This window comes from Pantoea sp. XY16 (assembly GCF_025153065.1).
Lineage (GTDB): Bacteria > Pseudomonadota > Gammaproteobacteria > Enterobacterales > Enterobacteriaceae > Pantoea > Pantoea alfalfae.
In genome coordinates this window covers 451200-473629 of the sequence record NZ_JANZNP010000005.1, presented here as the reverse complement: position 1 = coordinate 473629, position 22430 = coordinate 451200, and the positions used below count along the sequence as shown (strand labels likewise).

22 protein-coding genes and 1 pseudogene are annotated in these 22430 nt (G+C 54.9%); 14 read left to right on the top strand and 9 right to left on the bottom strand.

From position 1 onward, the window contains the following. The first annotated feature begins 3 nt into the window (after positions 1–3). The 4 genes from N1689_RS10000 (at position 4) to glsB (ending at position 2838) form a co-directional block, all read left to right on the top strand. Positions 4–177 (top strand): GhoT/OrtT family toxin, encoded by a 174-nt coding sequence (locus tag N1689_RS10000; RefSeq protein ID WP_008924737.1) that lies wholly within the window; start codon positions 4–6, stop codon positions 175–177. Positions 178–281: 104 nt separating this feature from the next. After that, a complete protein-coding gene (locus N1689_RS09995; protein ID WP_202605013.1) occupies positions 282–452 on the top strand; it encodes a hypothetical protein in 171 nt (56 codons plus the stop codon). A gap of 174 nt (positions 453–626) precedes the next feature. Beyond that, positions 627–1826 carry an MFS transporter gene (locus N1689_RS09990; RefSeq protein WP_161735422.1) on the top strand — a complete coding sequence of 400 codons (1200 nt, stop codon included), beginning with the start codon at positions 627–629 and terminating at the stop codon, positions 1824–1826. A gap of 91 nt (positions 1827–1917) precedes the next feature. Then, a complete protein-coding gene (gene glsB, locus N1689_RS09985; protein WP_222925824.1) occupies positions 1918–2838 on the top strand; it encodes a glutaminase B in 921 nt (306 codons plus the stop codon). A 149-nt stretch (positions 2839–2987) separates the two neighbouring features. Here glsB and N1689_RS09980 read toward each other — a convergent pair. Together N1689_RS09980 and N1689_RS09975 are read right to left on the bottom strand one after the other, a co-directional pair. Further along, positions 2988–3693, bottom strand: a pseudogene (locus N1689_RS09980) (Rpn family recombination-promoting nuclease/putative transposase); the annotation flags it as partial. A gap of 216 nt (positions 3694–3909) precedes the next feature. After that, a complete protein-coding gene (locus N1689_RS09975; protein ID WP_161735418.1) occupies positions 3910–4848 on the bottom strand; it encodes a D-2-hydroxyacid dehydrogenase in 939 nt (312 codons plus the stop codon). A 217-nt stretch (positions 4849–5065) separates the two neighbouring features. On the opposite strand from N1689_RS09975, the gene N1689_RS09970 reads away from it, so the two are divergent. The 3 genes from N1689_RS09970 (at position 5066) to N1689_RS09960 (ending at position 8068) form a co-directional block, all read left to right on the top strand. After that, positions 5066–5488, top strand: a complete 423-nt coding sequence (locus N1689_RS09970) for a DUF2946 domain-containing protein (protein WP_253417740.1) — start codon at positions 5066–5068, stop codon at positions 5486–5488. 45 nt (positions 5489–5533) lie between these two features. Further along, positions 5534–7264, top strand: a complete 1731-nt coding sequence (locus N1689_RS09965) for a DUF2534 family protein (RefSeq protein WP_260058742.1) — start codon at positions 5534–5536, stop codon at positions 7262–7264. A gap of 126 nt (positions 7265–7390) precedes the next feature. Beyond that, on the top strand, positions 7391–8068 hold the full coding sequence (locus N1689_RS09960; RefSeq protein WP_161735412.1) for a pirin family protein: 678 nt from the start codon (positions 7391–7393) through the stop codon (positions 8066–8068). A 42-nt stretch (positions 8069–8110) separates the two neighbouring features. On the opposite strand, the gene N1689_RS09955 is transcribed toward N1689_RS09960, so the two are convergent. Next, the gene (locus N1689_RS09955) at positions 8111–8338 is read right to left on the bottom strand and encodes a hypothetical protein (RefSeq protein WP_161735411.1); all 228 of its coding nucleotides are present in this window, start codon (positions 8336–8338) and stop codon (positions 8111–8113) included. A 171-nt stretch (positions 8339–8509) separates the two neighbouring features. On the opposite strand from N1689_RS09955, the gene N1689_RS09950 reads away from it, so the two are divergent. The 6 genes from N1689_RS09950 (at position 8510) to crtB (ending at position 15021) form a co-directional block, all read left to right on the top strand. Further along, positions 8510–9040, top strand: a complete 531-nt coding sequence (locus tag N1689_RS09950; protein WP_161735468.1) for a YtfJ family protein — start codon at positions 8510–8512, stop codon at positions 9038–9040. A gap of 219 nt (positions 9041–9259) precedes the next feature. Next, the gene (locus N1689_RS09945) at positions 9260–10168 is read left to right on the top strand and encodes a polyprenyl synthetase family protein (RefSeq protein WP_222925872.1); all 909 of its coding nucleotides are present in this window, start codon (positions 9260–9262) and stop codon (positions 10166–10168) included. Positions 10169–10177: 9 nt separating this feature from the next. Beyond that, a complete protein-coding gene (locus N1689_RS09940) occupies positions 10178–11473 on the top strand; it encodes a glycosyltransferase (RefSeq protein WP_260058741.1) in 1296 nt (431 codons plus the stop codon). Then, the gene (gene crtY / locus N1689_RS09935; RefSeq protein WP_161735407.1) at positions 11460–12620 is read left to right on the top strand and encodes a lycopene beta-cyclase CrtY; all 1161 of its coding nucleotides are present in this window, start codon (positions 11460–11462) and stop codon (positions 12618–12620) included. Before N1689_RS09940 ends, crtY begins: the two co-directional genes overlap by 14 nt. Further along, positions 12617–14095 carry a phytoene desaturase gene (locus tag N1689_RS09930; RefSeq protein ID WP_161735405.1) on the top strand — a complete coding sequence of 493 codons (1479 nt, stop codon included), beginning with the start codon at positions 12617–12619 and terminating at the stop codon, positions 14093–14095. Before crtY ends, N1689_RS09930 begins: the two co-directional genes overlap by 4 nt. Further along, entirely contained in the window at positions 14092–15021 is a 930-nt protein-coding gene (crtB, locus tag N1689_RS09925; protein WP_161735403.1) for a 15-cis-phytoene synthase CrtB, read from the top strand. The genes N1689_RS09930 and crtB overlap by 4 nt, the downstream gene beginning before the upstream one ends. Here the strand turns inward: crtB and N1689_RS09920 are convergent. From N1689_RS09920 to N1689_RS09895, 6 genes are all read right to left on the bottom strand, one after another. Further along, positions 14960–15487, bottom strand: a complete 528-nt coding sequence (locus N1689_RS09920; protein ID WP_161735401.1) for a sterol desaturase family protein — start codon at positions 15485–15487, stop codon at positions 14960–14962. The genes crtB and N1689_RS09920 overlap by 62 nt on opposite strands. 210 nt (positions 15488–15697) lie before the next feature. Further along, entirely contained in the window at positions 15698–16807 is a 1110-nt protein-coding gene (locus N1689_RS09915; protein WP_222925830.1) for a fimbrial protein, read from the bottom strand. A 16-nt stretch (positions 16808–16823) separates the two neighbouring features. Continuing rightward, positions 16824–19364: a fimbria/pilus outer membrane usher protein gene (locus N1689_RS09910; RefSeq protein WP_260058738.1), complete on the bottom strand. Its 2541-nt coding sequence runs from the start codon at positions 19362–19364 to the stop codon at positions 16824–16826. Positions 19365–19398: 34 nt separating this feature from the next. Then, positions 19399–20067, bottom strand: coding sequence for a molecular chaperone (locus N1689_RS09905; protein ID WP_222925831.1), 669 nt, complete (start codon positions 20065–20067; stop codon positions 19399–19401). 54 nt (positions 20068–20121) lie between these two features. Next, on the bottom strand, positions 20122–20709 hold the full coding sequence (locus N1689_RS09900; protein ID WP_222925832.1) for a fimbrial protein: 588 nt from the start codon (positions 20707–20709) through the stop codon (positions 20122–20124). A 410-nt stretch (positions 20710–21119) separates the two neighbouring features. Then, positions 21120–21389, bottom strand: a complete 270-nt coding sequence (locus N1689_RS09895) for a hypothetical protein (protein WP_161736151.1) — start codon at positions 21387–21389, stop codon at positions 21120–21122. A gap of 306 nt (positions 21390–21695) precedes the next feature. Here N1689_RS09895 and N1689_RS09890 point away from each other — a divergent pair, with 306 nt between their 5' ends. Continuing rightward, complete coding sequence (locus tag N1689_RS09890; protein ID WP_260058736.1) at positions 21696–22238, top strand: thioredoxin domain-containing protein; 543 nt, start codon at positions 21696–21698, stop codon at positions 22236–22238. Positions 22239–22430: the final 192 nt, after the last annotated feature.

The window sequence follows — 22430 nt, the reverse complement described above, 5'->3', positions numbered from 1 at the left end:
TCAATGACACTGTACCAGGGTATGCTAATTTTTTATGCCGTTGTTGCACTGGTCGCGACGCTAATCACTTTCTTCATCGCCAAAGATAAGCTGAGCATCAAACTGCTGAGCGCTTTTCTGGTGGGTGCCACCTGGCCGATGAGTTTTCCTGTTGCGCTGATGTTTGCGCTGTTTTAATTGACATTATCCCCTTAGCGACCACACTCAGGTAAGACGTCCCTGACCTGCCAACCGCCGATCACCGACGTGACCTTGCTCAAAAGGGTTAATAAGGAGCGGATATGCGCGTATTCAGTGTGATGATTCTGGTTTCTCTTCTCAGTGCCTGCAGTGCCCCGTGGCACGCTGAAAAAACGGTTCCCGCGGCCGAAACCCGTCAGCAGACCTGCCAGCCCGGATCTAATCCCAGCCAGAACGACTGTGGTCACTTCCCTGAGCCTGAGTTCCACTAATCACTCATACAGCGATCGCGGCGGCGAGATCGCATTTACGCTATTTCATCATATAACAAGGCTTTACAGGCCGCTAACCGGTCAGTAAAGTAACGCCCAGACATCAATTCTGATGCGTAAGCGTTAACGTCAACCAACGCCCCCGCAGCACTGCTGCATGTGATGATCCCTGCCATGATGCCTGTACAACAGCAAGCTAAACCCCTCGCTGCGTTTTCCAGCGCCAGCTTTTTTTTGTTCGTCCTGCTGCTCACCGCAGCAAATCTTCGGGCACCGATTACCGCCGTCGGGCCGGTGCTGCAGGATGTCCGCCAGACCTTTGGCCTCAGCGCCAGCGAAGCAGGCCTGTTTAACTTTATTCCACTGATGCTTTTTGCCCTGCTCGCCCCGCCTGCCGCCTGGCTGGGAAATCGGGTCGGGCTGGAGCGCAGTTTGTGGAGTGCACTGTGCCTGATTACTGCTGGTTCACTGTTGCGCTGGTTGCCTGCTGAAGCGGCATTATGGAGCGGAACGCTGCTGCTGAGCGCAGGTATTGCCGCGGCCAACGTACTGCTGCCGCCCCTGATTAAGCGCGATTTCACCGCCCATACCGCCAGATACATTGGCCTTTATGCCGCCACCATGTCGATTACTGCCAGCCTCGCGTCGGGCATTGCCGTGCCGCTGAGCGAGCTCTCAACGGCGGGCTGGCGACTCTCACTGGTTGTCTGGGCGCTGCCAGGGCTGGTTGCGCTGCTCGCCTGGCTGCCGCTTTTACGTCAGCGGCAGTCATCTTTAGCGTCGGCTGAAGCCCCTGTTGCACATCGTCATGCGTGGCGCTCAGCCGGTGGCTGGCAAATCGCCCTGTTTATGGCACTGCAATCGCTGGCATTTTATACCCTGATCGACTGGTTTGCCGTGTTTGCTCAGGATAATGGCTTCACTCAGGCGCAGGCTGGGTGGCTGCTGTTCTGGTATCAGGCAATTGCCATCGTTGCTAATCTGGCCTGTATGGTTGCGCTGAAGCGGGTAAAAGATGCCCGGCTCACCGCATTCATTGCTTCCTCGGGTATTTTCCTCGGTATGTCAGGTCTGCTGCTTAATCCGCAATGGGCGTTGATCTGGCTGACACTGGCCGGACTGGGTGCCGGGGCTTCACTGGTGCTCTGCCTCTCGCTGTTTAATCTGCGCGCCACTCATCACCGTCAGGCCTCACAACTTTCAGGCATGGCGCAATGTGTGGGCTATGCGCTGGCAGCCCTGGGCCCGCTGTTTTTTGGCGTGCTCCATGAACAGAGCGGTAACTGGACGCTGCCCTTCAGTGTGCTGGCACTGCTGAGCCTGTTACAGATGGTATTGGCTCCGCTGGCAGCACAGTCAAAACCCATCAGCTGAAAATGCGGCTCAGCGACTCACAACAGATGACTGGCCGGTCGCAAATGCATCACGCATTGCCGGCCAGCGTAAACCGACGGGAGAAAAGTGCGTGTCTGAACTAAATAATGCTCTGCTGCAGGAGGTCCTGGATCAGGTGCGTCCGCTGGTCCATCGGGGAAAAGTCGCTGACTATATCCCCGCGCTGGCCGATGTTGCGGCCGACAATCTGGCCATTGCCGTTTGCCTGCGTGACGGCACCCTCTTTCAGGCGGGCGATGCGGAGACGCGCTTTTCTATTCAGTCGATATCCAAAGCGCTATCGCTGACTGTGGCACTGACCCGCTATGACGACAGTGAAATCTGGCAGCGGGTTGGCAAAGAGCCATCAGGCCAGCCATTTAATTCACTGGTCCAGCTGGAGCTGGAACAGGGCAAGCCACGTAATCCGTTTATCAATGCCGGTGCGCTGGTGATTTGCGATCTGCTGGAAACCCGCCTGACGGCGCCACGCCAGCGAATGCTGGAAATTGTGCGCCAGCTTAGCCAGCAGCCCGATATCAATTATGATCGCCACGTTGCCCGCTCTGAATTTGAACATTCTGCCCGCAATGCCGCGATAGCCTGGCTGATGAAGTCGTTTGGTAATTTCGATAATGATGTCACCAGCGTCATGCAGACCTATTTCCACTATTGCTCACTGTCGATGAACTGCGTTGAACTGGCGCGCACCTTCATCTATCTGGCTAATCAGGGTAAAACACTGGATGGCAGCCAGATGATTACACCGCGTCAGGCGCGGCAGATTAACGCACTGATGATCACCAGCGGGATGTATGATGGCGCAGGCGAATTCGCGTGGCGGGTTGGGATGCCTGCAAAGTCGGGCGTAGGTGGCGGAATTATTGCCGTCATCCCTGGCGAGATGAGCATTGCCGTCTGGTCACCCGGGCTGGACAGCGCAGGTAATTCGCTGGCGGGCACTGCTGTGCTGGAATTGCTGACGGAAAAGCTGGGGCGCTCGATATTTTGATACTGAGCGCGCAAATAACAGGCTCGCCGTGATGAAAAGCGATGGAGTTCCCATGATTCCGGCAAGCTGATTTTATATTTTCAGTGCAGTACGCTGGCGATTTGAGTCGTCAGCGTTAATCAGCGCTCAAAAAATTCTTAGCGCGAAATCTGTGCCAGCTCCTGTACAAAGGTTTTGGCGCTTGAGACTTCGCCCGCCTGCACAATGCAGTTTGCCAATGATTATCACCTGCGATGAAGAGTGATCGCCTGCCATCAAAATGGATACCAGCTTGTCCATCAGTTCTGCCAGATCACGTTGCCGGATATGTTTCTGCAACAGGGTCAGTGCCGCCATGCTGCGGTGTTGCATGATCTCATCGTCAGGAATCGTCGTGACATCGACCAGTGGAAAACTGTGGCTGTAAAGCCTGTCCGCCAGCAACGGGTCGTCGAACTCATCCAGCCACCGGGTCGAATAAGGATAGGGAGTGCGTCTGCCCGCGTAAAACAGTATGGGTATTACCCGCGGCAATCTCTTGTGCCCAGCTTCAGGATGGCGCTGCATGGCAGCCACTGCATAGCGCATCAGCCGAAATGCCATATGTTTGTCAGGTGATGACTGATGCTCAATGAGTACATGGATCTATCCATTGCCAGCGGTAGTCTTACGACTGTAAAGCACATCGCTAACGTACTGCCGAAGGTCATCCTCGACAAACGACCCCGACTCCAGCTTCAGTGTGCTGAGATCACAGCGTTGGCACAACTCTGGCGGCAGGTGCAGCGCCAGGAAATCCCGGGCAATATCCGGCTGAGTCAGAAATTGCCGGAATGTCGCATCATGAGGCGTGTGCGTGCTGTTGTTCTTTTTCACTGACCAGACTCCTTTCTGTTCCTGAAGCGCTGACAACGGCTGATTCAGCAGGATAAAAGGCGCTAAATCCTGTAGCGCACGAACGTTTAAAGACCGGATGGAAATAACGAAATGAATACTCTGATGATTGAACCCCGTAAAACGCTTTTCCTGAATTCTACGAGGTTGCTCTGAATATTAACGAATTGCAGGCCTCAGAAAGCCATTCGACCCAGCTCAGCTCACCACATTAACCGGCTCGCCCTGAATAAAGGCCGCAATATTGGCCATCACACCCGTCACCAGATTCTCTACGCCGCTGCGACTCGCCCAGGCAATGTGCGGCGTCAGCAGCAGATTGGGCAAATCTGCCAGCAGCGGGTTATCTGCAGAGGGTGGTTCGCTGCTCAGAACATCCAGCGCCGCGCCGCCAATCAGCCCCTGCTTTAATGCCTCAGCAAGATCGGCCTCGTTAATGAGGCCACCACGCGCGGTGTTAATCAGCAGCGCATGCGGTTTCATTTTCTCCAGCGCCTCGCGATCAATCATCTGACGGGTGCTGTCACTCAATGGGCAGTGCAGCGAAATAATATCGCTGGTGGCCAGCATCTGCTCAAAGCTGACATAGCCCTCACGCACCCGATCACTGCCTTTGCGCTCCGCGTACTGGACCTTCATTCCCAGCGCCTGGGCCAGCCTGCCGACCGCCTGACCGATATCACCTTTGCCCGCGATACCCAGCGTGGCGCCGCCAATATCCCCTATTGGCTGACGATGCAGACAAAAGTGCTGCGCCTGCGGCCAGTCGATGCGGGTATTAACGGCATAAGCCATCATGTGACGACGCAAGGCGAAAATGGCGGCGATTACCGCCTCCGACACGCTCTGAGAAGAGTAGCCGGGTACATTACTGACCACGATGCCGCGGACGCGGCAGGCCTCTGTATCAATACAGTCATAACCGGTTGCCGCAATACAGATAAAGCGCAGTTCAGGAAGCTGCGCCAGGGTGTCGGCACACAACGGCACCTTATTGGTAATCGCAACCGTCGCGCCCGTGAGCGAAGAGACAATGTCACTGACCGGTGTTTGTGCGCGAATCTCCCAGTCAGCCTGTAGTTGCCCGGTCGGCAGAGAGACAGGCAGTGTGTCACCATCCAGCATTACAATTTTCATCTTCATTCCTTTATGGGTTCGGTTAAATGCAACCGACTCATTAATGTTATTTGTATGTATTTAACGAGTAACATCTAAGTTAAATGATGCTGGAATTAAAGTGAATATGTTCAAAGAGTGCGAATTTTTTCGGAACAGATGCCACTTTATTTAACCCTTTTATCCCCTTCGCGTTACACTGCCGCCCGTAATTTTCACCCTTGCGCCCGTTACAATCATGCAGAAATCTTCACTCAGACATCGACTCACTGCCGGTATTGCGATACTGGCCGTGCTGCTGTTGTTTGTCGCCCCGATGATTTCAAAGAATCTGGCTGAGCATCACGCCACAATGCAGCGTGTCTCCGCTATGAGCGCAGAGATGCCGATGATGCATCATCACAGCGAAATGATGTCAATGGCGGACCATGGGATGATGATGGATCCTGGTTTTGCCTGTGGTTACTGCGATTTACTGGTGCATGTGCCGCTGATGCTCTGGGTCTTTATCCCGTTCATCTGGTGGATGAGCCTGATCAGCCGCACCCCGCCGCCCTTTGCGATTAATCCGCCTCCGTGGCGATGGATGTTGCGTCTCCACCGACCACGAGCGCCGCCCGCTTTCACGTCACACTCACTGCTTTCTGATTCGATTGCGTGACAACGTCACCCAATCGCCTTTGTCTTTTGAAAAGTGTGGAATGCTATGTTCTCTTCTCAGGAAATTATCCCTGCACCGCGCGGCACGCTGTTTAATCTGTTTCGCCGCCTGCATTTTTATATCGGTCTATTTATCGCACCGTTCATTTTTGTCGCCGCGCTCACCGGCACGCTCTACGTTCTGACGCCGCAGCTGGAACAGGCTATCTATCACGATGCCCTGACCACCGATGCACAGGGCCAGGCACAGCCGTTGTCAGCCCAGATTGCCGCCGCACGTGCGCGTGCGGGTGAGTCTGCACGTATCTACGCCGTGCGTCCCGCACCGGGTCCGCATGATACAACCCGCGTGCAGTTTGCTGAGCCTCAGCTTGGCCCATCGGAATCACGATCGCTGTTTATCGATCCCTACACTCTGCAGGTGAAAGGCGATATGACGGTGTATGGCACCAGCGGTGTGTTGCCGCTGCGCATGTGGCTGGATCAGCTGCATCGCGGCCTGCTGCTCGGCGATTTTGGCCGTAACTACAGCGAGCTGGCAGCCTCATGGCTGTGGGTCGCTGCGCTGGGTGGGATCATCATATGGTCCGGCACCCGGCCACCACGTACCCGTAAGAAAGTGCGCAGCGGATTTGCGGCAACGCGTCACTGGCACGTTACGCTGGGTCTGCTGCTGGCTATCGGGCTGGTGTTCTTTTCGGTAACGGGACTGACCTGGTCACAGTGGGCAGGCAACAATATCGAAAAGATGCGCAGCGACTTTGGCTGGAAAACGCCGCAGGTTAATACCGCACTGAACGGTGACGCGCCCGCCGAAGCAGCCGATCCGCATGCTGACCATCGCGGTGCGATGGAAGGCATGACGATGTCCGGCATGACCATGCCAGCCAGAATCGCCGCGCCAGTGGTTCTCAATCAACCGAATGCCAGCTGGGATCAGGCACTGGCAGCAGCACGTCAGGCCGGACTGCACGCCGCGAAACTGGAGCTGCGTCAGCCTAAGAACGCAGAACAGGCCTGGACAGTTTCGGAGATTGATCGCAGCTGGCCAAGTCAGGTTGATGCGGTTTCAATCAATCCGGCTGATTTCAGCGTGGTCGACCGCGTTGAATTCGCCAGCTTCCCGCTGGTGGCAAAACTGACCCGCTGGGGCGTGGATGCGCATATGGGGGTACTGTTTGGTCTGCCTAACCAACTGATTCTGGCCCTGTTCGGCTTTGGACTCTGTGCGATGATAGTGCTGGGCTACCGCATGTGGTGGATTCGCCGCCCGGCGGTTCCCCAGCTCAGCCCCTCGCAGACGCTGTTGTCCGTCTGGCTTGCACTGCCGCGTTATACGCAGGGCACCAGCCTGATAGTGACGCTGGCGCTGGGTTATGCGCTGCCTGTTATGGGCATCAGCCTGGTTGTGCTGATCCTGCTGGATATTCAGCGCTGGCGCAGCGCGCAGGGTGCGTCGGTCATCCGGGAAGAAATTGCGCCAGATAAGCAGTCGCCGCTGGCTATCGTCCAGTCACGCTTCGCCGGAAAGCGCAAAGAGATGCGCTATTTTCTCCGCAGCGTCACGGTGCTGGCGCTGATTGTGATTTCAGTGATGGCGAATGCGATGATTGGCGGCGTGATTGACCAGTATCAGATCCCTTTCAGCCACTGGTCACTGACCATGTATATCACCCAGGCGATGATGATCCTGCTCTACTCCACGGTCTTTACCGGGCTATTGTCGATCCCACTCTGGTATTTCTTCCTGGGTGAGAGCGACGAACAGGGCAAATAAGCAGATGACACACCGCATCATTTTTTATTCAAAATAACTGACGAAGCCGGGCAAATCATCCGGCTTCTCATTCTGCGCCTGAGGTCTATGATCGTTGTTATGCCTTCCTTTATCTGAGAACTCATCATGAATATTGTGCGAGCTAATTCTGAACAACTCTTTGAGTACGGTCCTTTTACCGTTCGTCGTCAGCGGCCTGGCGAGGCGCTTAGCCCGTTGCTCATTGTTGACCTGATGTCGCTGAAACTGGATGCCCGGATCCCGATGCAGCAGCATCAGGACGAAGAAGTGTTCACCTACCTGTGGCGCGGTTCAATGCAGCATCAGGACAGCAACGGCGAGCGTACTCAGCTCTCTGCGAAAAAGGTAATGGTGGTGAATGCCGGTGAGGGTGTTCAGTACGAAGAATCAGTGCCGCTGTATGAAGCGGAACTGTTGCAGGCCGTTATCCGGCCTTCACTGCCGGGCGGTGAAGCGATGACTCAGGTGCTGGAGCGCGATCAGGGCATTATGACTAACGGCTGGACCGAACTGGCCGGTCCGGAAGAGTCTGATGCCCCGCTGGAATTGCGCCAGGAAGTCTATATCTACGATACGCTGCTGGAGCGTAACCAGACGGTGGACGTGCCCTCGATGCCGGGCTTTGTGGCTTATCTCATCGTGCTGGAAGGAATTATTCGCATCGGCGATCAGCGACTCAGTCGCGGCGATGCGGTGAGTGGGCTGGATAGCAGCATGGAGGTTACCGGCGATCGGGATGCCAATCTGGTCTGCTTCCTGGTGAAGCCTGATAATGTTGCATAACAAAGCGCGGGATAATCCCGCGCTTTTCTTTTGATGGGCGATTTAAAGCGTTTTACGTTGCTGCATCGCCTGCACCCGCTTATAGACATGATCAAACTGACGTACATCGTCGCGTAGCCAGTGGCGTTGTGTCAGCGGTGCATCATCCAGTGCCTGCGGCAGCGGCACGCCGGCCAGCGATCCCCGGCAGCAAAAGGCGCGCGCCAGCGTCGCCGTAGTGATGCCAATGTAGCGGGCAAACTCAGGTAAGGTCATCAGTGCAGTGCTCATATTCCACCTCCTGTTAACAAAATATTCCCTGCATTTTCAGCCCAAATCTTTAATGCATTTATTGATCTGAAACATAGATATGGTACTAATCTTCTGCCTGCTGATGAGATAGCTCGTCTCGCCTGCCGTAAAACGAAAAGAAGTGAGGACCCCGTGCGCCATTATGGATTGATGATAGCCCTGCTGTTTTCCGGCTTTACAGCTGCTCATACTCTGACACCCGGTCAGCCTGTCCCGCCGGTCTACATTGCCGACAAAGGCGAAATGGTGCTGAACCAGGGTGACATCGATTATCAGCGCTGGAACAGTCAGACACTGACCGGAAAAGTGCGTCTGGTGATTCATGTTGCTGGCCGGCTTTCTGCGAAAGATCAGAGTGCCTCCTTAATTAAAGCCATTCAGCAGGCCCAACTGCCGCGTGACCGCTTCCAGACTACCACCATCGTAAATACCGACGATGCCCTGCCCGGCAGTGCCATTTTTGTGGTGCGCAGCATCGCCTCCAGCAAAAAAGCAGCACCCTGGCAGCAATTTATTATCGACAGCAGTGGCGTCACTGCGCATAGCTGGCATCTTCAGCCGGAAAGCGCGTCTGTCGTGGTGATTGATCGGGAAGGGATTGTACGCTTCGCTAAAGATGGCGCATTATCGGATGAGGATGTCACCAGCGTGATGAAAGCGCTGCGCGCATTACTGGGCTGATTCAGGCAATATAGTGGTCAGGATGGCACGTTAAAACGCGGAATGCTGCTGAATTCGCCGACATTTTTATCACTGTGAGCTACGCTTAGTTGTAATGGATTTACCCGCCGTTCTTTGAAAACCTGCCAACTATGCTGTGGCAGTCGGGGACGATTATTGAAGATGGCATCGAATCATTTCGACCTGCTGTGACTTCCTCTGTAGATAAGGACAGCCATGATGACGGTCTGTGCAGAACAACACGTCAATTTCAGCCATAGTGATGCAGCCACCCTGTTGAACGACATTGAGCAGCGGCTTGATCAGCTTTTACCGGTGGAGAGTGAACGTGATTTAGTTGGCGAGGCAATGCGCGAGGGTGCGCTGGCACCGGGAAAGCGTATCCGCCCGCTGCTGCTGCTGCTGGCCGCGCGCGATCTCGGCTGTAGCGCCACCCCTGCCGGGCTGCTTGATCTCGCCTGCGCGGTTGAGATGGTGCACGCCGCCTCCCTGATTCTGGATGACATGCCCTGCATGGATGATGCGCAGTTGCGTCGCGGACGTCCGACCATTCACTGCCAGTATGGTGAACATGTCGCGATTCTGGCCGCAGTGGCGCTGCTGAGTAAGGCTTTTGGCGTGGTTGCAATGGCTGAAGGCTTAACGGCAGCTGCCAGAGCTGATGCGGTCGCGGAGCTATCTCACGCTGTCGGCATGCAGGGTCTGGTGCAGGGTCAGTTCAAGGATCTTTCAGAAGGTGACAAGCCACGAAGTGCCGACGCCATTCTGATGACCAATCACTACAAAACCAGCACCCTGTTCTGCGCCTCTATGCAGATGGCCTCTATTGTGGCGGAAACGCCAAAAGAGGCGCGCGAACAGCTACACCGCTTCTCGCTTAATCTCGGTCAGGCCTTTCAGCTGCTGGACGATCTCACTGACGGCATGGCGGATACCGGCAAAGATGCCCATCAGGATGAGGGGAAATCGACGCTGGTCAATCTGCTGGGGCCTCAGGCGGTTGAAACGCGACTGCGCGATCATCTGCGCTGTGCCAGTGAGCATCTGCTTTCGGCCTGCCAGGACGGTTATGCCACTCATCATTTTGTTCAGGCCTGGTTTGAGAAAAAACTCGCTGCCGTCAGTTAAGGATGCTGCATGAGTCACTTCGCGGTCATTGCACCGCCCTTCTATAGCCATGTGCAGGCGCTTACGCATCTGAGCCAGACCTTGATCGCACGCGGACACCAGATTACCTTTATCCAGCAGACGGATGTCAGCGCACTACTTACTGACAGCCGGATAGGGTTTTTCCCGCTGGGTCTCGCCTCGCATCCGGCAGGCAGTCTGGCGCATACCCTTCAGCTGGCGGCGCATCCTCTTGGCCCATCAATGCTTAAATTAATCAATGAGATGGCCCGCAGCACAGAGATGCTCTGCCGTGAACTGCCGGTGGTGCTGAACACGCTGGCGATTGATGGCGTGATCGTCGATCAGATGGAGCCAGCCGGTGCGCTGGCGGCAGAGTCTCTGAACCTGCCCTACGTCTCTGTGGCCTGTGCGCTGCCACTTAACCGTGAACCCCATTTTCCGCTGGCCGTGATGCCGTTTGACTATGCTAACACCGACCAGGCACGCGAACGCTATCGCGCGAGTGAAAAGATCTATGACTGGCTGATGCGCCGTCACGATCGCGTTATCGCCCGTAACGCCCATGCGATGGGATTAGCACCACGGGAAAAGCTGCATCACTGCTTTTCACCCCTTGCGCAGATCAGCCAGCTGTTGCCGGAACTCGATTTTCCCCGCCAGGCGCTGCCCGACCATTTTCATTCGGTCGGTCCGCTGCGTGCAGCGGTAACAGCGCCTGCCGCGTCGCAGCCACGTTATTTCCCACATGGCGACAGACCACGCATTTTTGCTTCACTTGGCACGCTGCAGGGGCACCGCTACGGACTGTTTAAAACCATTGTTCGCGCCTGCCATGAGATCGACGCGCAGTTGCTGCTGGCGCATTGTGGTCGTCTGTCACCGTTTCAGGCGGAAAAACTGGCGCAGTCCAGCCATGTTCAGGTGGTCGATTTTGCCGATCAGGCTGCCGCACTGGCGCAGGCCGATCTGGCGATAACGCACGGCGGCATGAATACGGTACTGGATGCTGTTAACTATCTGACGCCAATGCTGGCGATTCCCCTGGCCTTTGACCAGCCGGGCGTCGCGGCCAGAGTGGTCTGGCACGGTATAGGGCGTCGCGCGTCACGCTTCACTACCAGCCACTCAATGGCCCGTCAGCTTCAGACTTTGCTGGCTGATGAAAGCTACGGCCAGCAGATGAAAACGCTGCGCACTGCGCTCTGTCAGGCGGGCGGCACCACCCTCGCAGCGGATATTGTCGAACAGGCGATGCAGACCCGCAAGCCGGTACTCCACAGGAGAGATTATGTCGCGGTATGATCTGATTCTGGTGGGCGCGGGGCTGGCTAACGGGCTGATTGCTCTGCGCCTGCGCCAGCAGCGTCCGTCACTGCGTATGCTGCTGATTGATGCAGAAAGTGAGCCTGGCGCGCATCATACCTGGTCGTTTCATGCGGAGGATCTCACTGACACGCAGCATCACTGGATTGCTCCGCTGGTGGTTCATCACTGGCCCGGTTATGAGGTGCGCTTTCCGCAACGCAGTCGCAACCTGAACAGTGGCTATTTTTGTGTGACCGCAGCGCGTTTTGCGCAGGTGATCCGCGATCGGTTTGCGCCGGATCTGCTGCTGAATACCCGCGTGGCGAGCATCGCTTCACGCCTTGTCACGCTGGAGGATGGTCGGGTGCTGGAAACTGACGCGGTGATCGATGGACGCGGCTATCAGCCCGATGATGCGCTGCGCATGGGCTTCCAGGCGTTTGTGGGTCAGGAGTGGCAGCTCAGTGCGCCCCACGGCCTGACCGCACCAGTCATTATGGACGCGACCGTGGATCAGCAGTCAGGCTATCGCTTTGTCTACAGCCTGCCCTTTTCGGCGGATACGCTGCTGATTGAAGATACCCACTATATTGATAACGCCACGCTTGGAGGCGATCGCGCCCGTCAGAATATCCGTGACTATGCTGCTCAGCAGGGCTGGCAGTTAAAGCAGCTATTGCGTGAAGAACAGGGCGCGTTGCCAATTACGCTGACCGGCGACGTGGACGCCTTCTGGCAGAAACGCGATCTGCCCTGCAGCGGCCTGCGTGCCGGGTTATTCCATCCTACCACCGGCTATTCGCTGCCGCTGGCGGTCGCGCTGGCTGACCGGCTGGCGCAGATGCAGTCGTTCACTTCTGAGACCCTGCACGCCACCATTCAGCAGTTTGCCAGTCATTCCTGGCAGCAGCAGCGCTTCTTCCGCATGCTAAACCGGATGCTGTTTCTGGCGGGTCCGGCAGACCAGCGCTGGCAGGTTATGCAACGATTTTACGGCCTCCCCGAAGGTCTGATTGCCCGTTTTTATGCGGGAAAACTCACTGTGTCTGATCGGCTGCGCATCTTAAGCGGCAAGCCGCCGGTTCCCGTACTGGCTGCGCTACAGGCTATTATGACTCCTCACCGTCAACAGGCGATGCAATGAACAGAACGACAGTAATTGGTGCAGGCTTTGGTGGTCTCGCGCTGGCCATTCGCCTTCAGGCGTCAGGGATCCCTACGCGGCTGCTGGAGCAGCGTGATAAACCCGGCGGCCGCGCCTATGTTTACGAGGATCAGGGCTTTACCTTTGATGCCGGCCCCACGGTGATTACCGATCCCAGCGCTATTGAAGAGCTCTTCACCCTGGCAGGTAAAAAACTCTCTGACTATGTCGAACTGCTGCCGGTGAAGCCTTTTTATCGCCTCTGCTGGGAGTCCGGCAAAGTCTTCAGTTATGACAACGATCAGCCCGCGCTGGAAGCGCAAATCAGCGCATTTAATCCGCGTGACGTAGAAGGCTATCGTCGCTTTCTGGCCTATTCCCGTGCGGTGTTTGCAGAAGGTTATCTCAAGCTCGGCACCGTGCCATTTCTGTCATTCCGGGACATGCTGCGCGCCGCCCCTCAGCTGGCAAAACTGCAGGCGTGGCGCAGCGTCTACAGCAAAGTGGCGAGCTATATTGAAGATGAGCATCTGCGTCAGGCGTTCTCTTTTCACTCGCTGCTGGTAGGCGGAAATCCATTTGCCACCTCGTCAATCTATACCCTGATTCATGCGCTGGAACGTGAATGGGGCGTCTGGTTCCCGCGTGGTGGCACAGGCGCCCTGGTACAGGGCATGGTGAAGCTGTTTCAGGATCTGGGCGGCGAAGTGGAGCTGAATGCCAGCGTTGCCCGGCTGGAGACGCAGGAAAATAAAATCATCGCCGTGCATCTGGATGATGGCCGGGTCTTCCCGACCCGCGCGGTTGCCTCTAACGCTGACGTGGTTCATACCTACCGCGAACTGCTGAGTCAGCATCCCGCCGCTGTGGCCAGGGGAAAATCCCTGCAGAACAAGCGCATGAGCAACTCGCTGTTTGTGCTCTATTTTGGCCTGAATCATCATCACGATCAGCTCGCGCACCACACAGTCTGCTTTGGTCCGCGCTATCGTGAATTGATTGATGAGATCTTTAATAAAGACGCCCTCGCAGAGGACTTCTCGCTTTACCTTCACGCGCCCTGCGTGACCGATCCGTCACTGGCACCCGAAGGCTGCGGCAGTTATTACGTGCTGGCACCGGTGCCGCACCTCGGCACCGCCGATATCGACTGGGCCGTGGAAGGTCCTCGCCTGCGCGATCGCATCTTCGACTATCTGGAACAGCACTACATGCCAGGCCTGCGCAGCCAGCTGGTGACGCATCGCATGTTCACGCCGTTTAATTTCCGCGATGAATTGAATGCGTATCAGGGCTCGGCATTCTCGGTCGAGCCGATTCTGACGCAAAGTGCCTGGTTCCGGCCCCATAACCGCGATAAGACCATTAAAAATCTTTACCTGGTCGGCGCGGGCACCCATCCTGGCGCGGGCATCCCAGGAGTGATTGGTTCGGCCAAAGCCACCGCAGGATTGATGCTGGAGGATCTGGCTTGAATAGTCCGTCACTGCTCGATCATGCCGTTGAAACCATGGAAGTGGGCTCGAAAAGCTTTGCCACGGCATCGAAACTGTTTGATGCCAAAACCCGACGCAGTGTGCTAATGCTCTACTCATGGTGTCGTCACTGTGATGATGTGATTGACGATCAGGTGCTGGGATTCAGCAACGATACGCCGTCACTGCAATCTGCTGAACAGCGCCTGGCGCAGCTGGAGATGAAAACCCGTCAGGCCTATGCCGGATCGCAGATGCATGAGCCTGCCTTTGCCGCCTTTCAGGAGGTAGCGATGGCGCACGATATTCTGCCTGCTTACGCTTTTGATCACCTGGCGGGCTTTGCGATGGATGTCCATGAGACCCGCTATCAGACGCTGGACGATACGCTGCGCTACTGCTATCACGTGGCGGGCGTGGTGGGTCTGATGATGGCGCAGATTATGGGCGTGCGCGACAACGCCACGCTCGATCGCGCCTGCGATCTCGGTCTGGCCTTTCAGCTAACCAATATTGCCCGCGATATTGTTGAAGATGCTGAAGCGGGACGCTGTTATCTGCCCGCTGAGTGGCTGGCAGAAGAGGGGCTGACGCGGGAGGCGCTGGCGGACCCGCGCCATCGCCAGGCCCTCAGCCGCGTTGCCCGCCGACTGGTGGAGACGGCAGAACCTTATTATCGATCGGCATCGGCGGGGTTGCCCGGTTTACCGCTGCGTTCAGCGTGGGCCATTGCGACGGCAAAACAGGTTTATCGTAAGATCGGTATGAAAGTAGTCGAAGCGGGTGCACAAGCGTGGGATCAACGTCAGTCCACCAGCACGCCAGAGAAACTGGCCATGCTGGTGGCAGCATCCGGTCAGGCAGTTACTTCCCGGATGGGACGTCCTGCTCCACGCCCTGCTTACCTCTGGCAGCGCCCCGTTTAACGCCGTGACGTTCCCTGAGCGTCGCCTGCAGTTTTGACAGCGGCGGCGCATAGAGAAAACCAAATGAGACACAATCTTCCTTACCCCGTACCGCATGATGCAGTCGGTGCGCCATGTAAAGCCGGCGCAGATAACCCCGGCGCGGCACATAGCGGAATGGCCAGCGCTGATGGACCAGCCCGTCATGCACGATAAAATAGAGCAGACCGTAAAGCGTCATCCCTGCACCGATCCACTGTAGCGGCCAGATGCCTGTGCTGCCCAGATAAATAAGTAAAATCGACAGGCCCGCGAACACCACCGCATAGAGGTCGTTAACCTCGAACCAGCCCTTATGTGGTTCATGATGTGACAGGTGCCAGCCCCAACCCCAGCCATGCATGATGTATTTGTGCGCCAGCGCAGCCGTTATCTCCATGCCGATAACGGTGACCAGAACAATCAGGGCATTCCAAATCCACAACATAGCTTCTCCCGAACATGCATCCTGCAAAGTGGTACAGAGGAATAATTTTAACAGAGATTAGGGAAAACCGCGGATCATGGTTAGCGGGTTTTAACAATTGCTGCAGGAGACGGGCCGTATAGCGATGCTGAGCGGGCGTAATGCGCAGGGCTGATGACACATGCAGCCAGCATCACGCAGCATTCGTCAGTGATGCACAGCCTGTGCCTGTTAATTATAAACGAGATTGAACGTCACCGTGCCGTCCGCTTTTCCCGCCATCACCTGCCCGCCAGTCTGAATATATTGCGCGTTAAACGTCATCGACGCCGCCTGATTGGGAGAAGAAACTGTCGTCAGCACCGGCAGCTGATCGGTTGAGACATTCAGCGGCACGCGCTGACCTTCCGGGACCTGCAGGCCGGGTCCATAAGTCAGAGCAATGCCTACACCGGATGCTGAGTTGCTCTGAGGCGTCAGGCTGATGGCATCTTTATCACCTGATGTAGCCATACCAAAGAAACCGACTTTTACGGCTGCACTGTGCTCACACATCACCTGAATCCGGAAGCGCTTCTCGCTTCCTGCCCGGCTGCCGATACCGGTGAATTCCGTCTTACTCACCTTTCCCATGTCCACATTAATAGCGGACTGGGAGGCGACCACAGAACAGCTGCCATACTGCACGGTAAAGCTGGAGAGGAATATTTGCGGCTTGTCGTTGATTGGCTGGCTGCTGGCTGCACTGTCCCCGACCTTCAGGCTGGCATTGCCAATGTTCACCTCACCGACAGATGCGGGTTGATCGCCAGGGTTAAGCGGCGAGCGCTGTCCGGGAATTTTATAAAACACCACATAGGACTGAAGGGTTATGTCGTGGGCAGAATTTAACTGTGGGCTGGTCTGGGAGTTGCAGATCGAGCTGGTTTTACCTTTACCGGTGGTATCAGCGAAACCGCCACCGCAATAAGACGGCTCCTTGAAACCAATAGCGAAACCGATGCTCTCAACGCCTGGAACACGGTATATCGGCGTATTGTGCCCGCCCGCGATATTGGTCTGTAAGCCGGACTCTTCAGCATTAATCTCAAACCCCATATCTTTGTAGTTATAGCCCTGCTCACCGCTGTTTTTATTACATGTAAAAGCATTGCTGCTTTGCAGGGGCATCTGCGCCGAGATGGGGGTGCCATCGGCTGCGCCCGGCACATAGTTGACGTTATGCACCTGCACGACCACCTGGCTGACGCCCTGACAGGACTCCTGTCCCAGTGCAGGTAAAGCACATAATGTCGGGATAATCAGCATCATCCCTTTCGCTAAACGCAGAACTGATTTCATCTTACATTCCTGTGAATTACTGGCAAACCGCAGAGACGAGTCTGACCGGATTGGTGCCGCTGGCGGCAGGCAGGCGGAACGGCGCGCGGCAGCTTTTCTCCCCCCCCTCTTCCTGCCATTTCACCTCGATAACACCCTGGGCGGGTACACCACTCAGATAGAGTTCGCCTTTTTCAGCGACGATGCCGCTGGTGCTGCTGTTTTTTCCCTCTTCGGCGAGCGCGATCTGCCCCGTCGCCCCGAAAGGTGGGAAGGCATCCTGCCAGCTAAGCGTGAACAGCACCCGATTACCCACGTGGGTGGCATAGTCGGCCATCACAATCGCGCCGCGTGTCGGGATAGCCGTTTGACCATCCAGTTCGACGTCAACATTGTCGGGCAGCGTATCCGTTTCCAGTTCGATGGCATTTTCATGATAAGGCGAAAGTGACGGCACAATCGCATAGCCGCGACCATCGGTGACCACATTGCTGCTGCTCTGAATGCCCACATCGGCCGTACCCGGCACACGCACAATCGCGAAGGTGTCGCCCAGCGGCTGGCTCAGCGTAATGCCGTGTGCATGTGCGACGATGCCGCCCGAGAGACCATAGTTAAACTGAGTGCTGTGGCGTTCATGACTGACCCCAGCACTGAGGCTGCCGCGACTGCCGCGATAGTCCAGCGAGCCGTTGCTGTTCAGATTTTGTCCCTGGCTGTTGTGGCCCTGCTGCAGGTTGTAATGCAGGTTGTTGTCCTGTAACGCGCTACCCGACAGGCTGACCTGCTGCGAAACATTCCCATCATTGCCGGAGTTCATGCTGTAGCTGACGGAGCTGTCTGGCAGCAGCGCGATGAAGGGAACAGAGACATTAAAAGAGACCGCGCGGTCAGCCTTACGGACGCTGGTCGAGTCGGTATAAAACCAGGCGATGCCCCAGGAAATGGCTTTGTAATTGCTGTAAAAACCCAGATGCAAGGTGCGATCTTCACTCTTTGAACGCCAGTAGCGCTGCACATAGGCAGAGGCGCTAAGGCTGCCGTAGTCACCCATTTCCTGAGAGACCATTATTTCTGACCGACTGCGCTTGTTAGCCACGTAGCGGGTCGGGCTGGTCATCGCATTGGCTTCGCTGAAAGCATAGAAACCACTGGAGGAGTAGCGATAGCTCGCCATGCTGAAAGTCGTATTGGTGGAGGCGAAATTTTTCTGATACTGCGCGCGGACTGACTGACCACTGCTGCTCTGGCCTTGCGCTAAACGGGTTTTAGCCACGGTAACATCGGTTCCCAGCGAGCCAAAATCGCCAAGACTTTTACCCAGACCGATCGCCACAGCGTGATAATTCTGCGCCATCTGAACGCCACCAAAGGCGGTAAAGTCATGCGGCAGTCCGTAAAACAGTGTGGACTGCACAAATTCAGGTGAACGTAGATTGTTGCTGCCTGAGTAATGATAACGACCGCCGCTGACGCTGTACTTCATATGCCCCTCACGCAGCATATAGGGCACCGCCGAGTACGGCTGGGTGAAGGTTCGCACCGTGCCATCGCTTTCATGGATAGTGATATCGAGATCACCGCTCTGCGCCGTGGGATAGAGATCTTTGATTTCGAATGCGCCCGGTGCGACTACAGTTTCATAAATCACGTAGCCATGCTGACTCACCGTGACCCGGGCATTGCTGTGGGCGATGCCGTGTATCACCGGGGCAAAACCACGCTGACTCTCGGGAAGCATGGTGTCATCAGACATGATCTGCACACCGCGAAACTGCACGCTGTCAAAAACGTCGCCAGAGGTGTAGGTATCTCCGACCCTGAACTGGCTTTTCAGTGTCTTAAGATCCCGCTCCAGATAAGTAGTCTGGGATTGCCAGTGACTGACCAGATCATAGCGCCAGGTGGCCGTGTTACGCAGTCGCCATGCGCCAAGATTGGCCCCACTGCGCAGGCTGAGCAGCGTTGAATTCCAGCGGTCGCTTTCATTACGGCTGCTGCTTCCGGTGAGGTTATAATTTACAAAAGCGGCCGATACACCCTCATCCCAGCGCGAAGGATCGACATAATCGCGATCTTTTATTTTCAGGGCAATCTGGGGAATGGAAAGATTTAACTGCTGGTGCGCGAAATCAAAGTTGGCCGCAGCATCGGGTATGAAATCACCCAGTTCCTCAACCGTCTCATCTTTCTTCAGATTTCTGAACGCAGAGAAGCCGTTTACGTTGACACCAATCGCTGAAAGTTCCTCCGCCGTCAGTTGCGGAACAAGCCCGTTTCTGCCCTGCACAAAAGTGACATCGCGGCTATCAATCATCCGGTTGTTGAGCAGCAGCGTGACATGATAGGTACCCGGTTGCTGGCCGCCTTCATGGGCGAAATAGTGGAGATCGGCGGCGTTATGCTGATCGGATGAAAATTCCAGCGCCGCCGGATTAAAGTAGTCGTCCGCACGCGCACCACGCAGCGGGCAGAACATAAGCAGCATCAGACCCGGAACGCCTGCAAACCAGGAGGAGGCGTAAAGCGGTTTCGCGTGCTTTTTCTTCCCTGTATTGGCCTGTTGAGTGACTTTCACTGTTGATGCCCCGGATTCAAATCAAAATAAATGACTAACGCGTACGTTGTTCAGTGATGCCGCCAAAATCATTAATGGCCGACCATGTCACTGCGCCTGAATCAGCGACGTTCCACTGACGATCTTCACCCGGGCCAATCATGCCAGGATCCTGAATGGCGTGATGATTAACGCTGATCGAATAAAAAGAGACAAAGTAAGGGGTTGGGTTATGTGCAATCAGCTGCCTGCCTTCATGGCGAAACGAGAGTTGTTGCCAGGCATCAGCCGGATTTCCCGCCAGGCCTTTGGGCCGATAAAAAAGTTTAAATTTCGATTTGATATTAACCTGCAGCTGGTTACTTTTATCGCGTGGCGCAGGCGAAATAGATTTCACATTGAGCCAGAATACCGATTCACGATCTTTCGGCAGGGGCATTCCCAGATAATTAATCCTTAACAGATTCTCTTTTCCCGCATCGAGGCGGAAGAGTGGTGGCGTGACAATAAAAGGCACGCGGGCGTGATCATCTGAATTAAAATTCTCTATCCAGGATTCAATCAGGTAGGGAATAGTTTTATCCTGATTAGTGACAGAAAGCGCTGCCTCCTTTTTTCCTTCAACAAAAATAATACGCGTCCCTCCCATCACAACACCTGCATGAGCAGCCATGCTCAGCATACACGCAGAGAAAAGCGAAATAATTCTTATTACTTTAAACATAGTCATTTACGCCGTTGATATTCAGGAGGGAAGCAGGGTTGCCCCTGCTTTTAATCAGTTATAAACCATTACAAAATTTGAAACTGAGTTGGCGGGACCGACTGCAATTTCAGCACCATCACTTTTATAATCGGCAAAGAAATTCAGGTCGGCAGATCCCCCATCTGAAGCCTTAACCACGTTGACCGCTTTGGAAATGGTACCGATAGCAATCGGTGTGCTGCGGTCAGCTTCGTAGAGTTTGATGCCCACGCCAGTTGCGCCACCGTCAGTCACTTTCAGCAGGGTATTGTCGCCGCTATCTTTATCGCCATCGAACAGCACGGCCACTTTAGTGACCGATGCCGGGCAGTCTTTGACTGAAATAGTGAAAGGGGTTTCGGTGGTTTCGCTGCGGCTTTCGAAATAAGATTTCGCCCACTTACCTAAATCAACGCTCTGATTTTTACTGGCAGTTGAAACGTCACAGGAAACATCGGTAATTTCACCGGTAAATTTCACTTCGCCACCTGCACCCTGAGTACCGGCGGCGGTTCCCGGATTAGGCACAATGGGTGATGGGCCGTCAGCTGCGGCTAATGCCGATCCGGAAATCATAAGGCCAGCCAGTGCCACTGGCAGAATACGTTTTCTGATATTCATCAAACCTGTCTCTTTTCAATACATGCAAAGCGGCTGGGATCAGCCACCTGATGGATAAATATGCATTTATAAAATGCGCCAACATAACAACCCGGTGTTTATTATGTTGGGACTATATTAGCGCTGTGCAGCTATATAAAAGATAAACAGGTCGTTTCGTTACATTCCCAAATAATCTATTAAACGCTTTTCATGTTCTGGATCAATTTCCGGTAATTTAAGAAAAGGATTAGTCAGCCGGTTAAACATCCCTTTTTAATAACACATTCACCTATACAGCCCTTTATATTTACTTTAATTATTTATAGGTTCCAGAATGGGAATATCTTTTTCGCCAGCAGCACATACGTGTCGCTCAACAATAGCCTGCAACAATTATTCATTACGATGAAATAGCAAGCCAGTGCAACTTAAAGCAGATCGTGATCCATCGGCGTGCGAAAAGCTTGCCGTGCGGCAACCATCAGTTGACTGGCTGTTACGGTGGTGGGGAGTCGAAGCAGAATTTTACTTGCCTGCCAGTAACAGAGCACCATGACCTCATCCTCCTCTTTTTCAGCCAGCTCATGCAGCCGGGCGCGCAGTGATAACACGTCAATACTCTGCTGATCATCCAGCATGTCAGAGATTGTCTTGTTAATAACGCGATGGAGAATTTTCCAGGTAAGATCGGTATGCAAAATTAACCTCTTCTAACGCTTATCGGCCCCAGGCAGACGATTAGCATACAGTTAACAGAACTGACTTTCTCATTCGGGCGAGCAAATTCTGCAGATAACTATAGCTGCGTTGCAGGGCCAGCAGTTGAGAATGCCAAAGCCGATAATTCTAACGATTAATGGCCCTTGCTGTCGCCTGTTACGCGCGTCTCAGCCGCTGATTGCTGTTTTTTGTAACAATTACGGCTGATTCTCAACTGGCTGATGCGATGAGGATTTGCCAGGGTAAGGACACTTTCCGTTCCGTTTATCTTAAAGGAGTTTTCGATGAGTCAGCATGCTGATGTCCTGATCTGGGGCCACGGTCCCGCAATCTTTGAAGTCTTTCTGGAACCCACCTGCCCTTTTTCGGTACGCGCGTTCAATAAATTTGACGCGTTACTGGCGCATGTGGGTGAAGAGAAGATGACCCTGAAGATTCGCCTGCAATCACAGCCGTGGCACCTCTATTCCGGCGTGATTGTGCGTTACATCCTTGCCGCCGCCAGCGAAAGTAAAGAGGCGGCAAAGAAGGTAATGCAGGCAGTCGCCGATCATCGTGAAGAGTTTGAGTTCACCGATCACTGTACCGGCCCGAATCGCGATGCAACGCCGAACCAGATTCTGGCCCGCCTCAGGGAGTACAGCGGCGTGGATGCCAGCGCCGCGTTTGATCAGCCCAATCTGCAGAACGCGATCAAATGGCACTGCAAATATGCCCGCCAGAATGGTATCCACGTTTCACCGACCTTTATGGTGAATGGTCTGGTGCAGCCCGATATCAGCAGCGGTGACGACATTGAACACTGGGCGAGCTTTCTGATGCGTTAGTTTTTGTGCGCGGCTGTGGCTGGCCGCGCCAGAGTATGCCTCTCCTTTGCGATCCAGCACACACCCAAACCCAATATCATGATAATTAAGCCTGTTTTCCCATGAGCAGGCCGGGTAAGCTGTAACGCGCTTAGCAGCATATAAACCGCTGCTGCTTTATCTTAACGGCGACACTGGCCTGCATTTATTCCG